The following is a 14,484-nucleotide window of genomic DNA, read 5'->3' as shown; positions in this document are numbered from 1 at the left end:
ACATCCTCTAACCGCGGTCTGTCTTCCGAGAAAGTACGTCGATAGACGTTTTTCTTATGGTTTCGTGAAAATATTGGGAGATCATGTGTCCTGTACGGATAATCGTCCATACCAAATAGCCCTTGGGATAATAAGCTATAATCATCAACGGAAAGGAGATGCAAAAAACATGTCTTGTCATAAAGAAAATCCATGTCCTCCTGTGTCACCGATTGTGTGCGAGCCGATCGTTGTCGTTAGAGACCACTATGTACCGCAAATCGTACCCGTTATTCATCCGATTAAAGTGGTGGATAAGATTCACTGCGTACCTGTAGAAAAACATATATACACGTACAGCGAAGAAGAAGTTGTGAGCGACAATGGAGGCTACGGTGGAGTTACGGTCTCCGGTAAGCGTTCGAAGAAAGCTGCAGTACGTACTAGCCGTTCTCGCCGGAAGAAATAAATGTAAGAGCTCCTTGCCTCCGAGATGAATAAATAAAGCAGCTACGCGATCGAGGCGGAAGCTGCTTTATTTCGTGTATTTTATTCGTTGGGACCGTTTAATTTGCGAAGCTCCTGCTCCAGATTTTGCAGCGTTTGACCCGGCCACATTTGAAGAGGGACTTCAGGTGCGCCAACTGCTTTCAAGGATTGGAAAATATCAATCTGACCATGACCGTAATATTTATCTTTTCCTTTATCGCCAAGATCGACCGTTTGGTTTATCATGACGTCCATGACTTCCTGATTGGTCAGGTCAGGGTTAAGGGAACGAATGAGACCCGCCATGGCAGCTGCATGAGGGCTGGCCATGGAGGTTCCGGATAATGCCGCATATTGATTCCCAGGAAACGTGCTCGCAATATTGGTCCCGGGAGCAGCCACATCGATATAATCGCCGTAGTTGGAGTATTCCGCCCGCTTCTGATTGGAATCCGTTGCGGCGACAGCCAGCACTTCCGGATAGGCAGCAGGATAACCAGGGCGCTCCGTGTTGTCATTGCCTGAGGCAGCAACAAGAACAACGTCGCGATCATAAGCATATTTCACGGCATCGTGCAGAAACTGGGAGTCCGCATAGTTGCCGAGACTCATATTGATCACCTTGGCTCCGTGATCCGTGGCCCAAATTATGCCTTCTGCCACGGCATAGGTTGTTCCTGAGCCGGATCCGTCAAGCGCTTTGACCGGCATGATTTTGTTGTACCAGCTTATCCCGGCAACACCTTCACCGTTGTTGACCAGGGCACCGATGATCCCGGCTACATGCGTCCCGTGCCCCACATCATCCAGCGGCTGCTTGTCCTTCTCAACGATGTTGTATCCTTCTACCAATTGTCCATCCAAATCGGAATGCTGAAGATCCACACCAGTGTCAATAACGGCGATGATGACATCTTCACTGCCTTTGGACAGATCCCAGCCCCGGTTCGTCTCAATGACGGGCAGATTCCACTGATATTGAGAAAACAGCAAATCATTCGGGATATTGACCTGCGCGTTCGCTCCATCCGGCAAGGAATCCGAGTTGATTCTGGATTGAGGCGGGCGGTCATTGGTTAAATAGATGTAGTGAGGCTCAGTATACTTCGTTTTCCACTTCTGCTCGAAATAGGAGCGGAGTTTATGGTAGTCCATATCCTTGGAACGAAAAACATAGGCATAACCAAGTTTCCTCGGAGTTTCACAAGATATCTCCTTAGAGATGTTGAGGAGCTGCTGCTTAGACGGCTCATTTTGAAAGGACACCACAATTTCATTTTCGTAAAAGTGACTGGCCTTTTCATTATCGTGTCCGGTTTTGACGGTAATATCGGAGAGGGTATCCGCATGAATGGATTCGACCTTGAATTTACCTTCCTTCGGGTACGGAATTAAGCGAAGATTCCGCTTCTGGTGATTGCTTACTTCGTGCAGTACGCCTTGATTAACCAAAGCGGCGGCGCCATATTTGCCATCCTTGGACGGCTCGGCAACAACAAAATAAGGCTGCCCCGCGACATTGAACTTGGGTGAATCGTAAGATTCTCCCCGTTTCAGCTTTTGCTGTGCCATTTGGAAATGATGGGTGATCAGATTTTTATCTTTTTTGTTCAGTTTGGGAAGCAGACCCTGTACATCCGTCATTTTGTTTTGCTTGAGGTTATACCACCGTACTTGCTGAAAATGCTTGTGCAGCTTTTGTTCTTTTTGCGTATAGGCTTTTATTTGACCCGAACTGCGCAAAGCGTTATTGTTCAGCATTTTGCGCAGGTGACCTTTTGCATCAAGACGGTTGAGTTGATCCGTCGCATGGAGATCGCTTTGCATGGTAAAGTGTTTAGCCTTGTTCTCCTGCTGGGGCCTTAAAGGCTGTGTTGGTTCAGCCGTGGGAGCAGGCTGTTTTGAACCGGGGATGAACAGTAAGATCAGAAGCGCGCCAATAACTGACGCTGCACCTAAGATGCTCCACAGGGTACGAGATTTCACAAGTTTTCCTCCTCGCCGCGTTCATGATTGAAGTAGTCTTAGCGTGGGGAGAGTGAATCCTTTTTATGCGTTCCATATCATGAGTAAAACGGAGGGGAAGGCGCAAAATGAAAAGTACTAAAAATAACCTTGTAAGTGTATTCATGATAGGGATTTCGTTATCCCAAAATTTGTGTTAGGATAGTACATATTATAACGACCATCAGGCTATATAACCTGTAGGTCACGACCATTTAAGGGGGATCTATCGTAATGCCAGCAGACAATCTTCAGAATTTATGCTCGGAGTCCAGAGAAAAGTTGAAATCTGCTATTTCGATTATGGAAACGTTTTTGAATGAACATGCTTTATCTCAATTGGTAACGGAACAGGACGAGGAAACCGTTCGTTTTTACAAAGGATTTCTGTCGGATGTTCGCCATTTGCTTGTGTTTTCTGAAGTTTCCTATGAGAAGCTGGGTGTTGTACAGCGTCGCCCTAATTTTGATATCGATTTTGCCGAGAAGGCTTTGTATAATTTGTATCACCGCTGTGTCAACAGTTTCTTCTATCCCAAAAATGAAAGTTATTCCGAAGATGGTCGTTACGCCTATACCGGACAGGATGCGATTCGTTTCCGGAAGAAGCCGGTTCGTCCTGCCCGTGATGTCATTATGAACATTACCAAGATTTATGAAGAGCTCCGCGATGATCTTGCTTACTACGAAAGCGACTATTTGACGGAACGCCGCATGCAATCAGAGAAAAGACACGCATAGCATATTAAGGAACATTCAAGAGATGCCAACCATTGGCATCTCTTTTTGCGTTTCGGGCCTGAGGCACCAACTGACAATCGTTCTTGTGCATACCGGCAGTAAACTAAGGAAAAAATGTTGACGAGGTGATGCTAAAATGGCCAACGAAGCCAAACCATTAGTGAAGTGCAGTGTCAGCAATTGCCATTACTGGGGAGAACAAAACCTATGTCATGCCGAGATGATCATGATCGAAATTGACCGTCATGCAAATGTAAAACTCAATGAAGAGTATGGAGCAGAGCCTTATGTAGACGACCATCAGGATATTGCTGACAAGTCTTCCGAGACCTGCTGTTTGACCTTCAAGCCGAAGGGCTGACGGGATATAAGCCGGATAAAGTCCGGGTGCCGGGCACTTTAGGATGATGGAAATGGAGGAGGCTAGTTTATGGATAAAAAACATCGCAAGCATAAAATGAAGGTTGTTGAGGGCAAGCGAAACAGGGTAGACTTCCCGCGCAAGGATCACCGTGAAGAATATGCTGCCGAGGTGGCTCCCCCTGTCGATGCATCGGCACGAAGAGTGGGCGAGGATAAGGCAGACGTCTCTACCGGTCGCACCGTCGGATATGTGGGCTTGGTATTAGGCATCGCCTCCTTGTTCATGTGGTCGGTAATCCTGGGACCCATCGCAGCGGTTGTTGGATATTATGCCTACAGCAAAGGCAGCAAAACGACAGGCGCGTGGTCGATCGGTCTCGGCATATTGGCAACGCTCAGTTATTTTATCTTGATTCCTTTCAGTAGATAATTCATTAAATTATGGTGAACATAGGGCGGGTCAACCTGAACAGTTGATTCGCTTATTTTTTTGTCGAAGAGGTATAGCAGATTGTTCCAGTTCCATGATAAAATAAGGGACAAGTTTGAAATTTTGCTGCAGAAAGTGAGTTAAACGATGCAAATAGATCCGATATCATGGAAGCAAATGACGGATGTACCACAGATGAATACGAATTCCACCGAGTCGGCAACCGGATTTGTCAATGTGCTAAGCAGCCTGCTTACCGATGATTCCACCTCCAAGCCGGTCGAACGTTCGATTACACAGCTTGCGCCTGGCGTAACCTTTAAGGATGGGCTGTTATGGCAGCAGCTAGGGGCTGCAGATGAATCTGCTTCGTCTCTGCCACTGGAGGGGGTCGTGCATGACACAGGAGCAACAAAGCCAACGACCTTTGAGGATTTAATTACGGCGGCCGGGGAACGCTATGGCGTGCCGGTATCGCTGATCAAAGCGGTCATTGATGCGGAATCTTCCTTTAATCCGAACGCGGTGTCCTCTGCAGGTGCCAAGGGGCTGATGCAGCTGATGGATGGCACAGCAAGGGGACTTGGGGTAAGCAACTCTTTTGATCCGGCTCAGAATATCGAAGGTGGTACTAAATACCTATCCAATCTGATTCAGCGGTTTGGCGGAGAAATGGCTATGGTACTTGCAGCGTATAATGCAGGTCCAACCCGTATCGCGAATATGGGTGTATCCAGTGATGAAGAGCTGATGTCCGTTGCTCATGAATTACCCGAGGAAACCCAGGCATATATCGCTAAAGTTCTGAATGCACAATCAAAGTACACGTTATAAACCCGCATGGGGATAAATAGGAAGTTGATAGAAGATCAAACGATACGCGCCGCTTTCCGGTCTAAAGACGGAGTGCGGCTTTACCGTTTGGTCTTTTTGTGTAAATATAAAGGTCTGGAATAAGTTTTACAACGTGCGATGCGTATGATGGAAAGGGGAAATTACCTTGATATATTGGGATCACGCTGCTACGACCCCTCCCTATGATGAAGTAGTGGATACGTTGGCAGAAGTCATGAAGATGCACTATGCGAATCCGTCAGCACTTCATCGTTCAGGCGAGGCTGCCGCTAAACTGCTGAAAAAGGCAAGAGAGGTGTGCGCAGCCGCGCTGGACGTTCAGCCGACGGAGATCGTATTCACTTCCGGGGCAACCGAAGGCAATAATATGGCGATTAAAGGGGCTGCGATGCAGTACAGCAGCCGGGGCCGGCATATCATCACCACGGGAACAGAGCATCCTTCCGTATATGAAAGCTGCAAGCAGCTGGAAACACTTGGATGGGAAGTGACTTATCTGCCGGTCAATGCCGACGGCGTGGTGGATCTGGCTGCCTTGACGGAAGCTGTGCGCAAAGATACCGTGCTCGTCAGCATCATGCATGTGAATAATGAGACCGGGGCTGTCCAACCGCTGACTGAAGTGGGGCGTATCGTTAAGGAGCGAAATTCACGAACGCTGCTTCATATCGATGGGGTGCAGGGATTTGGCAAATTGCCGGTGACACTTTCCCGGTGGCAGGCCGACTTATACAGCCTGTCTGCCCATAAATTTAACGGTCCGAGAGGAATGGGCGTGCTGTATGTTAAGCAAGGCGTGCAATTGTTCCCGTTGGTATCGGGCGGATCGCAGGAGAATGGACACCGGGCAGGAACGGAGAATGTTGCCGGAGCGGTAGCGATGTCGAAGGCCATGCGATTATCCAGAGAACGCCAGCCGGAATTTTATGCAAGGGTTACGGAATTAAGGGAGCTTATGGTTCAGGGCATCCGCAAAATCCCGGGATTGGTGTTAAACAGCAGCGAGCAACATGCGCCTCATATCATTCATTTTTCGTATCCGGGACTAAAACCTGAGGTGATGGTCCATGCTCTGGAAGAGATGGGCATGCTCGTATCGACCAAATCCGCTTGCTCTTCTAAATTAAGCGAGCCCAGCCGGGTCCTGTTAGCGATGGGGAAGGACATGGACGTTGCTTCCTCCGGAATTCGCATCAGCCTCGGCAAAGAGCATCAGCTCAGCGATGCAGCGCGGCTTGTCGAAGTCTTGGCAAAAGTTTGCGGGAACCTGCGTCCCGTTATAGAAAGAGAGGGTAACCGAAGATGACTTACGATAAACTGCTGCTTCGCTTTGGCGAATTTACTCTAAAAGGCAAAAACCGCAACCGATTCGAGAGATCGGTCTTGAATCATATTCGAAGCGTGCTCAAACCGTTTCCGGGAGCGACAATCGTTAAGGAATACGGCCGCTTGTACGTCGAGCTTAACGGAGAATCTCCAGAGGCCTTGATCCATGTCCTTAAAAAAGTATTTGGCCTTGTTTCCATCAGTCCCGTTCGTGTATGTCCTTCCGAGCTTGAACGTATTATCGAAACCGCGGTTGATTTTGTGGGACAGAAGGAACTGGCTGACCCGTCGACCTTCAAAGTCAATGCGAGAAGGGTGTGGAAACAATTCCCTCATTCCTCGCAAGAGATGAATCATTTAGTCGGATCGCCCTTGCTGCGAACCTATCCTCAGCTTAAAGTAAAGGTGAAGCAGCCCGATATGGAGCTTCGGGTGGAAATACGGGAGAACGAGACGTATTTGTATTATGAAGTGATTCCCGGCGCCGGGGGATATCCGATTGGTACGAATGGGAAGGCCATGCTGCTTCTCTCGGGGGGGATCGACAGTCCTGTTGCGGGCTGGTCGGCCATGCGCAGAGGACTTGAAATTGAGTGCGTACACTTCTACAGTTTTCCCTACACCAGCCAACTTTCGAAGGAAAAGGTAATGGAGTTAACAAGGCTGTTATCGGGCTACACAGGAAAAATCAAGCTGCACCTCGTTCCGTTCACCGATGTACAGACTTCATTTGTCGGTATCGGCCAGGATAATCTGATCATTACGTTTATGCGCAGAGCGATGCTGCGGATTGCTTCCTCGCTTGCTGAGCGGGAAGGGGCATTGGCGATCGTGACGGGTGACAGTCTCGGACAAGTTGCCAGTCAGACGCTGCCCAGCATGAATGTGATCGGCAGAGCCACCGAGCTGCCGCTGCTGCGGCCGCTCGTTATGATGGATAAAAACGATATCATCAACATTGCGATGGACATTGGCACATTCGAGACATCGATATTGCCTTATGAGGATTGCTGTACGCTGTTTGTGCCTAAATCGCCCACAACCAATCCGAATTTGAAGATCATCGAGAAGGTGGAGGCCTCCATTCCCGAGCTGCCTGCACGGATTCAAGCAGCCATTGAAGGTACGAAGACGGTGGTTATTACCCCGGATAGTAACATCGGCGAGCTTGAAGAAAAGCATGCGGAGCCCGTGGTAAACGAAGACTGGTTTTAATCGAGCATCAAGCGAAGGTAGAAGGTAACAGCGGGTTGAATAAGCGGACGAGTGTGCGCCGTTTTAACAATAACAACACCCCCAAGGCTAGAAAGCCTTGGGGGTGTTGTTATTTAACCTTGCGTATGGAGCTTTATTTATGACTGGCTGGATGACTGGCGGCGTCCGGCAGATCTTTTTTTCAGATGTCCTGCAGTCAGCACACCGACAATGATGGCAGCAATGAAGAGATATTTAATGATCTGATGCGCTTCGAAATATCCCATAAAATGCTTCTCCTCGGTAATCATGGAGGATGCCGTGTACGCAAGTACCGCAGAACCTACATAGATAATCCATGGGAAACGGTTGATCAGTTTGATAAACAGCGTGCTGCCCCATACCACGATAGGTACGCTGATGAGCAGGCCGAGCGTTACAAGGATCATATTGTGTTTGGCCGCGCCGGCCACGGCAATGACATTGTCCAGGCCCATCGCGGCATCCGCTACAATAATCGTACGAATAGCAGCGCCTAGGTTTTTTCCGGCTTTGATACTGCCATGGTCATTATTGTCGTCGGTCATCAGCTTGTAAGCAATGCCAATCAGGAGAACGCCTCCCACAAGCAGTAACCAAGGGATGTTAAGGAGCCAGACAACGAGAATGGTGGCGATGATACGAAGAATAACGGCTCCGGCAGTGCCGTAGATAATTGCTTTTTTCTGGGTTTCCTTCTGAAGATTGCGTGCTGCAAGACCGATAACAATGGCATTGTCCCCGGCCAAGATCAGATCCAAAAATACAATGTTGATTAATGCAAGAAAAAACTCAGCGGCTGTGGTTTCCATGAATGTCACTCCTCTTAGAATACGGTTCCACCATTAAACAAAAGTGGATTTATTATAGGCCTATTTTTCCCGATGTGCAAGCATAGCCTGGACAATGTCCACATATGTGTAAAGTGGGGGGTGTTGTTTTAGTGGAGACGATTTTTTTGTTGGGACAAATATTGATGATCAATCTTGTACTCAGTGGCGACAATGCACTGGTCATTGCGATGGCCAGCAAAGACCTTCCCGAAATACACCGCAGACGGGCGGTCTGGATCGGGACTGCGGGGGCTGTTCTCTTACGGTGTATTCTGACTTTTTTGGCGGTTTTACTGCTGAAAATTCCTTTTTTGCAGGCTGGCGGCGCCTTGCTGTTGATCTGGATCGCAGTCAAACTCATGATGCAAAAGGAGCATGACCATGCAAACTTGGCCAAAGCTTCAACGATATGGGCCGCAGTCAATACGATATTGATTGCCGATTTCGTGATGAGCCTGGATAATGTCTTGGCCATTGCGGGGCTTGCCAAAGGCGATCTCGCCTTGATTGTCATCGGAATATTATTAAGCATTCCCATCGTTGTATGGGGAAGCGGGATGATCTCAAGCCTGCTTCACAAGTTTCCCGTGCTGCTTTACATAGGTGCCGGTATTCTAGCTTTTACAGCAGGCGAAATGCTCATACAGGATTCCCGCGTAGGGCTTCTCCTGGCTTACTGGATGCCTTATGCCCACAGTCTGCTGCCGATTGTCGTTGCAGGTGCCGTCGTCCTCATTGGCGGATTACAGACGGTAAGGCGGCCCTTGTAACGGGTATTTATTTTAACAACGCTTTGGCATAAGTGGATAGATTAAGGGAAAATGGATGACTGCCCGGTGCAGTCGTCCATTTTTTGTTGGGTCCATACAGGTATATGGGACGGGGCAAGGTTATTTCAAGTGGAACAAGCTCGGGATATGGTTTTTTTTGTCGGTTTGGGCTAAAATTAACGTAACTGCTTCTTTTAGAAACCGCTATTTTTGGTGATACATATATTGAAGAGAGGGTGATCAAATGTCCTCCAGAAAAGATTTGGCGCTGGGTATTTTCATCGTTGCTGCTGGAGTCGTTATTTTGCTCGGCAAGCTTGGTGTATTTGGGTTTTTGGGAAGAACGTTGTGGCCTCTCATCCTGCTGCTGCCGGGCATTTTTTTGCATCTCATGTTTTTTGGTCGCCGTGCCACTGCCGCGGTTCTCATTCCGGGCGGTATTCTGACGGTGTACGGCCTTCTGTTCTTCATATGTATTATTGGGGGATGGGGACTGATGGCTTCATTATGGCCTGTGTTAATTCTCGGCGTGGCCGTCGGCCTGTATGAATATTATCTGTACGAGAGCCCGCGACCAGGCGCTGCGCTGCCGGTTGCGCTTGGACTGACGGTGCTTTCCGTTTTGATTTTCTTCTTCACCTGGCTTGAGACGGGAGCGTTCTACATTATTGCCCTGATCTTGATCGCAGCGGGCGTTTGGATGATCTTCGGGCGCAATCGTTCCGGGCGCAATAATAAATGGAGCAGAGGCTGGTAATTGGTAAGAGGTAAAAGTTGCTGGAAGTTTTCTGAAAAGACTTGATTTTCCCGCTCGTTTACCTATATTATAGGATGTATGTTGAAGCGTCGGCATGTCGTCCGGCGCTTTCTTTGTGGCTCATTCGAATAGAAGGGATTTGAGATATATTTATGCAATCAAGAGATCAGATTCGCAACATTGCCATTATTGCTCACGTTGACCATGGCAAAACAACACTTGTAGACCAACTGCTGCAGCAGTCCGGTATTTTCCGGGAGCATGAGACGCTGCAGGAACGCGCGATGGATTCCAATGATTTGGAGCGCGAACGCGGAATAACCATCCTAGCCAAGAATACGGCTATTACGTATAAAGATTTCTTGATTAACATCGTGGATACACCGGGACACGCCGATTTCGGTGGTGAAGTTGAGCGTATTATGAAAATGGTTGACGGCGTTCTGCTCGTTGTTGACGCTTATGAAGGATGTATGCCTCAGACCAAGTTTGTGCTAGGTAAAGCTCTTGCACATAACTTGACTCCTATCGTCGTTGTGAACAAGATTGACCGTCCCGCCGCCCGCCCATCTGAAGTGATCGATGAAGTGCTGGATCTGTTCATTGAGCTTGGAGCGAATGACGACCAATTGGACTTCCCCGTTGTATATGCATCTGCCCTAAACGGTACTTCCAGTATGGATCCTGAGAAGCAAGATGATAACATGCTTGCACTTTACGAGACCATTATTGACCATATCCCTTCCCCTACAGAGAAAGTGGACGAGCCTCTCCAGTTCCTCGTTACCTTGATGGATTACAATGAATATCTTGGACGTATCGCCGTCGGACGCGTGAACCGCGGTGTCATTAAGCAAGGCCAACCGGTTACCGTTATGCTTCGTGACGGCTCGACCAAGAATGCTCGTATCGAGAAGCTGTTCGGCTTCCAGGGATTGAAGCGGATCGAGGTTGCCGAAGCAGGCGCAGGCGACATCGTGGCGATTGCAGGGATCAAAGACATTAACATTGGAGAGACCATTGCAGATCCACAGCATCCGGAGGCATTGCCTGTCCTTAAAATTGATGAACCAACCCTGCAAATGACGTTCCTTGTTAACAACAGTCCTTTTGCCGGACGCGAAGGCAAATGGGTAACATCCCGTAAGCTGCGTGACCGCCTCTTTAAAGAACTGGAAACGGACGTAAGTTTGAGAGTGGATGAGACGGACAGCCCTGATGCTTATATCGTATCGGGACGCGGTGAGCTTCACCTCAGTATATTGATTGAGAATATGCGTCGTGAAGGTTATGAACTTCAAGTCTCCAAACCTGAAGTTATCGTTAGAGAAATTGATGGCGTCAAAATGGAGCCGATCGAACGTCTTTTGATCGATGTACCAGAAGAAAGCATGGGTTCAGTTATGGAAAGCCTTGGAACACGCAAAGCCGAAATGGTGAACATGGTGAATAACGGAAATGGCCAAGTGCGTCTGGAATTCTTGATTCCTGCTCGCGGACTTATCGGTTACCGTACCCATTTCCTGACCCTCACACGCGGTTATGGCATTATGAACCACGCGTTCGACAGCTACGGTCCGCTTATCGGCGGGCAAGTGGGTGGACGTCACCAAGGCGTGCTGGTTTCCACGGAGAACGGATCTTCAACGTTCTATGGCATGATGTCGGTGGAAGATCGCGGTACCCTGTTCTTGGAACCGGGGACTGAGATTTATGAAGGTATGATCGTCGGGGAGCATACCCGAGATAATGATATCGTCGTTAATATTTGTAAAGAGAAGCAATTGACCAACGTTCGTTCGGCAACGAAGGACGACACGGTTAAATTGAAAACACCGGTTATTTTCTCGCTGGAGCAAGCTCTTGAATACTTGAACGACGACGAGTATTGCGAGATTACGCCGAAGTCCGTTCGTCTTCGCAAGAAGATTTTGAACAAGAGTGAGCGCGAACGCGCAGAAAAACATCGTAAAATGGCGCAAGCAAATCTATAATAGATAGAGATCTACTTGTCCAAAAGGAGTGAACCTATCATGCAAGAATGGTTTGCCTCGCACCCACTCATCTCTTATATCGTGATTTTTGTGCTGATCACCTACGTTTACAACAAGGTATTCCGGGTGAAGCAGAAGCTCCCTCTGATGAAGGAGATTCTCCTGTATATCTTGATGGCCTTGGGCTCGGCGATACTGCTTGTGTTTCAGATTGATAAGCTGCCGATTATCCAGTGCTTGTTAGTAGCAGTGGCATTGATGCTGATGGTGCGTATTCGATATTTTGTTGAAGATCGTCAGAAGAAGAAGGCTCAGACCGAACCAAAATCATAAGTTGATGTAGAGTTTTAAAAAAGTGCCAAGTTATTGAATCCGGCAACTTTTTGTCAATCCCCTTCGTTTATAAGAGAGAGATGTTAACCATGGTCCGGTAAATGCTTCGTATTTTGAAGCGTTTATCGGACATTCATCTAATTTGAATGAAATCAGGTGTTATGATATGAATCCTAGTCATACCAATCTCCCTCCGAGAGCCAAAAGTGGGGGGAAGGGCAAGAAACAGCCAGTTCCGAAAAAGAAAAAAAGCGCATGGAAATCATTTTTTAAATTCATTCTTATCGTCTTGTTACTCGCAGTTCTGACTGCAGCAGGTTACGCCGGATATTTGTACTTCAAGGGCAATGAGATCATTGAAAAAAGCGGGATCGACAAACCTGTAGCTCCCGGCCAATCCGCAAAAGAAAAACCGATCACGGTGCTTCTCTTGGGAACGGATCATCGCCCGGAAACGGGAACTTACTTGACGGATGTGGTCATGGTCGCTACCATGCATCCGGAAACCAATACGTCGACGCTGGTATCTCTGCCGCGGGATACGCTCATTGAACTCGATGGATATAAAGCGACGAAGCTGAACGCTTATTACCCAAGGTTTAAAGCGGCTTACAATGCTGCGGAAAAAAAGGAACCGGGCAGCGGCATTCCGGCTGAAGAAGAAATGAAAGTCATGATGAGCAAGTATCTTGGCGTTAATATCGACTATGTAACGGTTATCGATTTCCAGGGTTTCCGTGATGTGGTGGATACTTTCGGCGGCGTAGATGTTAACGTTCAATACAATATGTGTTACCGCGATACTGCAGACGGGACCGACATTAACCTCACGGTGGGTCCTCAGAAGCTGGATGGCAAGAAGGCGCTGGATTATGTTCGTTACCGTAAATCCAGTGATAGCTGTTCGCCGAGAACGAAGGAGTCAAGCGATTTTGAGCGTAATGCCCGCCAAAGCGAAGTACTGCATTCCCTGCTCGATAAGATGAAATCGCTCGGAGGCGTTGCGAAGGTGGGCAATGCTCTGGATGCGGTCAGCGATAACATGACCACCGATTTCGAGCAGGAGCAGATCCGAAATTTGATTGCGACTTATTATGATATCGGAAAAGATGATGTGAAATTCATGCCGGTTACAGGCAATTGGAAGAGCCCTTACGTATATATAAGCAGCAGCGAGCTGGATGCAGCCAGACAAGCGCTGCAAGACGAGCTTGCCGGCAAGCATAACGCGGGCGAGCAGGGGACAGAAGCGGATTCTGCAGCAACTCCGTGACAATTGAAGGCAAGTTTTATTGTATGCTATAATACAATGTATCAGATGGAGATCATTGTACAGGAGGCCGAAGGCATGTCCTACCTTATGATGCATACGACACACCCATTGATCTGTATTCGGCAGACGGATTACCCTGCCCATGGATTTGTGGTAGCAGATTCCATGTGGGGATGGGAACCTTTCCAATGCCATCCTTCTGATTCCATGTCTTCTGAGACGTGTTCATTCGACATGGCTGCCAATTCCACACCGAACAGGCTACAAAACTCTGAATATGATACGGGTCACGACGTCTCTGTCGAAGCAGAAATGTTCGCTAATGGCGTTGTTATGACCTTGAAAAAAGCCCAGTGAGCTTCACTGGGCTTTTTTTGTATAAAATTTGGAGACAGGTGACGGACAAACTCGGGTTATGACAGGATTTGTCTTCTAGCCTATTTATTACGGTGCGGGTTGGCTGGTGCATTACCTCGATTATTCGGATTTACCGTTTGTGCACCGTTATCTTGTGCATTACCATCACGAGGTGTAACATCTTTAGGCAGCTGAGGAATGATTCGGCCTACGATGTCAGCGAGTTCACTGGCAAGTCCTGAAACCGGATTTCCCTCCTGAATATGCCGGCCAAGATCGGCAATCCGGTTCGTAACGTCTAAATCAGCCGTAACAAGTGCATTAGCACCTGCCGGATCGGATTGAAGGGCTTCCGCGACTGTGTATTTAATGGTTCCGACTTCTGCACGATCTAAATTTCCATCTACATTAAGTCCAACAACAGCCGTATTTCCCATGACAACACAGTTTGCGTTTTTAACGCCGGGCACACTCTCTGCCAGTGATTTCAGGTGATTTGCGGTTGTAGCGTCAACTTGTCCGTTGTTATCATTTACGTTGCCAACCTGTCCCGTATTCGTGTTATCCGGAGTCCAGCCGTCTACATTGTTAGTGGTATAACCTCTGTTTCCATTCATATTCTGAACATTGTTAGCAGTGGTTCCATTGCTTTGATTACGAGGAGAGGGTGATGCATTGTTATTAGCGGTCCCGCAGCCTGCGAGCAACAACACCGCTAGCATGATGGATAGAGCAGCTCTCATGGAT

The 14,484-nt window shown here is 48.1% G+C and carries 16 protein-coding genes; 13 read left to right on the top strand and 3 right to left on the bottom strand.

Features of this window, described 5'->3' with window-relative positions:
• Positions 1–169: 169 nt before the first annotated feature.
• Entirely contained in the window at positions 170–448 is a 279-nt protein-coding gene (locus DP091_RS04630) for a hypothetical protein (RefSeq protein ID WP_113057245.1), read from the top strand.
• 80 nt (positions 449–528) lie between these two features.
• Here DP091_RS04630 and DP091_RS04625 read toward each other — a convergent pair whose 3' ends face one another.
• Entirely contained in the window at positions 529–2,454 is a 1,926-nt protein-coding gene (locus DP091_RS04625) for a S8 family peptidase (RefSeq protein WP_113057244.1), read from the bottom strand.
• Positions 2,455–2,706: 252 nt separating this feature from the next.
• On the opposite strand from DP091_RS04625, the gene DP091_RS04620 reads away from it, so the two are divergent.
• The 6 genes from DP091_RS04620 (at position 2,707) to thiI (ending at position 7,402) form a co-directional block, all read left to right on the top strand.
• Positions 2,707–3,213, top strand: a complete 507-nt coding sequence (locus tag DP091_RS04620) for a YpuI family protein (protein WP_113057243.1) — start codon at positions 2,707–2,709, stop codon at positions 3,211–3,213.
• Between the two features lie 136 nt (positions 3,214–3,349).
• Positions 3,350–3,574, top strand: a complete 225-nt coding sequence (locus tag DP091_RS04615) for a DUF1540 domain-containing protein (RefSeq protein WP_113057242.1) — start codon at positions 3,350–3,352, stop codon at positions 3,572–3,574.
• A 69-nt stretch (positions 3,575–3,643) separates the two neighbouring features.
• Positions 3,644–4,006 (top strand): hypothetical protein, encoded by a 363-nt coding sequence (locus DP091_RS04610; protein WP_113057241.1) that lies wholly within the window; start codon positions 3,644–3,646, stop codon positions 4,004–4,006.
• 147 nt (positions 4,007–4,153) lie between these two features.
• Complete coding sequence (locus DP091_RS04605) at positions 4,154–4,840, top strand: lytic transglycosylase domain-containing protein (protein WP_113057240.1); 687 nt, start codon at positions 4,154–4,156, stop codon at positions 4,838–4,840.
• Positions 4,841–5,006: 166 nt separating this feature from the next.
• Positions 5,007–6,167 carry a cysteine desulfurase family protein gene (locus tag DP091_RS04600; protein WP_113057239.1) on the top strand — a complete coding sequence of 387 codons (1,161 nt, stop codon included), beginning with the start codon at positions 5,007–5,009 and terminating at the stop codon, positions 6,165–6,167.
• Complete coding sequence (thiI, locus tag DP091_RS04595; protein WP_113057238.1) at positions 6,164–7,402, top strand: tRNA uracil 4-sulfurtransferase ThiI; 1,239 nt, start codon at positions 6,164–6,166, stop codon at positions 7,400–7,402. Before DP091_RS04600 ends, thiI begins: the two co-directional genes overlap by 4 nt.
• Positions 7,403–7,539: 137 nt before the next feature.
• Here the strand turns inward: thiI and DP091_RS04590 are convergent, their stop codons facing one another.
• Positions 7,540–8,232: a TerC family protein gene (locus tag DP091_RS04590; RefSeq protein WP_113057237.1), complete on the bottom strand. Its 693-nt coding sequence runs from the start codon at positions 8,230–8,232 to the stop codon at positions 7,540–7,542.
• A 131-nt stretch (positions 8,233–8,363) separates the two neighbouring features.
• On the opposite strand from DP091_RS04590, the gene DP091_RS04585 reads away from it, so the two are divergent.
• The 6 genes from DP091_RS04585 (at position 8,364) to DP091_RS04560 (ending at position 13,737) form a co-directional block, all read left to right on the top strand.
• Positions 8,364–9,023 carry a TerC family protein gene (locus DP091_RS04585; protein WP_113057236.1) on the top strand — a complete coding sequence of 220 codons (660 nt, stop codon included), beginning with the start codon at positions 8,364–8,366 and terminating at the stop codon, positions 9,021–9,023.
• Positions 9,024–9,267: 244 nt separating this feature from the next.
• Positions 9,268–9,780, top strand: a complete 513-nt coding sequence (locus DP091_RS04580; protein ID WP_113057235.1) for a hypothetical protein — start codon at positions 9,268–9,270, stop codon at positions 9,778–9,780.
• A gap of 152 nt (positions 9,781–9,932) precedes the next feature.
• The gene (typA, locus tag DP091_RS04575; protein ID WP_113057234.1) at positions 9,933–11,774 is read left to right on the top strand and encodes a translational GTPase TypA; all 1,842 of its coding nucleotides are present in this window, start codon (positions 9,933–9,935) and stop codon (positions 11,772–11,774) included.
• A gap of 39 nt (positions 11,775–11,813) precedes the next feature.
• Positions 11,814–12,107: a YlaH-like family protein gene (locus tag DP091_RS04570; RefSeq protein WP_113057233.1), complete on the top strand. Its 294-nt coding sequence runs from the start codon at positions 11,814–11,816 to the stop codon at positions 12,105–12,107.
• Between the two features lie 166 nt (positions 12,108–12,273).
• The gene (locus tag DP091_RS04565; protein WP_113057232.1) at positions 12,274–13,380 is read left to right on the top strand and encodes an LCP family protein; all 1,107 of its coding nucleotides are present in this window, start codon (positions 12,274–12,276) and stop codon (positions 13,378–13,380) included.
• A gap of 75 nt (positions 13,381–13,455) precedes the next feature.
• Positions 13,456–13,737, top strand: a complete 282-nt coding sequence (locus DP091_RS04560; protein WP_113057231.1) for a hypothetical protein — start codon at positions 13,456–13,458, stop codon at positions 13,735–13,737.
• Positions 13,738–13,817: 80 nt separating this feature from the next.
• Here DP091_RS04560 and DP091_RS04555 read toward each other — a convergent pair whose 3' ends face one another.
• The gene (locus DP091_RS04555; protein WP_113057230.1) at positions 13,818–14,480 is read right to left on the bottom strand and encodes a YhcN/YlaJ family sporulation lipoprotein; all 663 of its coding nucleotides are present in this window, start codon (positions 14,478–14,480) and stop codon (positions 13,818–13,820) included.
• Between the last annotated feature and the right edge of the window lie 4 nt (positions 14,481–14,484).

This window comes from Paenibacillus sp. MDMC362 (genome assembly GCF_003269305.1).
Lineage (GTDB): Bacteria > Bacillota > Bacilli > Paenibacillales > Paenibacillaceae > Paenibacillus_AQ.
The sequence above is the reverse complement of the archived record's forward strand: the minus strand, read 5'-3'. Positions and strand labels throughout refer to the sequence as shown.

What these genes read in the sequence shown, in the direction of transcription:
- DP091_RS04630 (WP_113057245.1), top strand. Translation starts at nt 170, where the DNA reads ATGTCTTGTCATAAAGAAAATCCATGTCCTCCTGTGTCACCGATTGTG.
- DP091_RS04620 (WP_113057243.1), top strand. Translation starts at nt 2,707, where the DNA reads ATGCCAGCAGACAATCTTCAGAATTTATGCTCGGAGTCCAGAGAAAAG.
- DP091_RS04615 (WP_113057242.1), top strand. Translation starts at nt 3,350, where the DNA reads ATGGCCAACGAAGCCAAACCATTAGTGAAGTGCAGTGTCAGCAATTGC.
- DP091_RS04610 (WP_113057241.1), top strand. Translation starts at nt 3,644, where the DNA reads ATGGATAAAAAACATCGCAAGCATAAAATGAAGGTTGTTGAGGGCAAG.
- DP091_RS04605 (WP_113057240.1), top strand. Translation starts at nt 4,154, where the DNA reads ATGCAAATAGATCCGATATCATGGAAGCAAATGACGGATGTACCACAG.
- thiI (WP_113057238.1), top strand. Translation starts at nt 6,164, where the DNA reads ATGACTTACGATAAACTGCTGCTTCGCTTTGGCGAATTTACTCTAAAA.
- DP091_RS04590 (WP_113057237.1), bottom strand. Translation starts at nt 8,232, where the DNA reads ATGGAAACCACAGCCGCTGAGTTTTTTCTTGCATTAATCAACATTGTA.
- DP091_RS04580 (WP_113057235.1), top strand. Translation starts at nt 9,268, where the DNA reads ATGTCCTCCAGAAAAGATTTGGCGCTGGGTATTTTCATCGTTGCTGCT.
- typA (WP_113057234.1), top strand. Translation starts at nt 9,933, where the DNA reads ATGCAATCAAGAGATCAGATTCGCAACATTGCCATTATTGCTCACGTT.
- DP091_RS04570 (WP_113057233.1), top strand. Translation starts at nt 11,814, where the DNA reads ATGCAAGAATGGTTTGCCTCGCACCCACTCATCTCTTATATCGTGATT.
- DP091_RS04565 (WP_113057232.1), top strand. Translation starts at nt 12,274, where the DNA reads ATGAATCCTAGTCATACCAATCTCCCTCCGAGAGCCAAAAGTGGGGGG.
- DP091_RS04560 (WP_113057231.1), top strand. Translation starts at nt 13,456, where the DNA reads ATGTCCTACCTTATGATGCATACGACACACCCATTGATCTGTATTCGG.
- DP091_RS04555 (WP_113057230.1), bottom strand. Translation starts at nt 14,480, where the DNA reads ATGAGAGCTGCTCTATCCATCATGCTAGCGGTGTTGTTGCTCGCAGGC.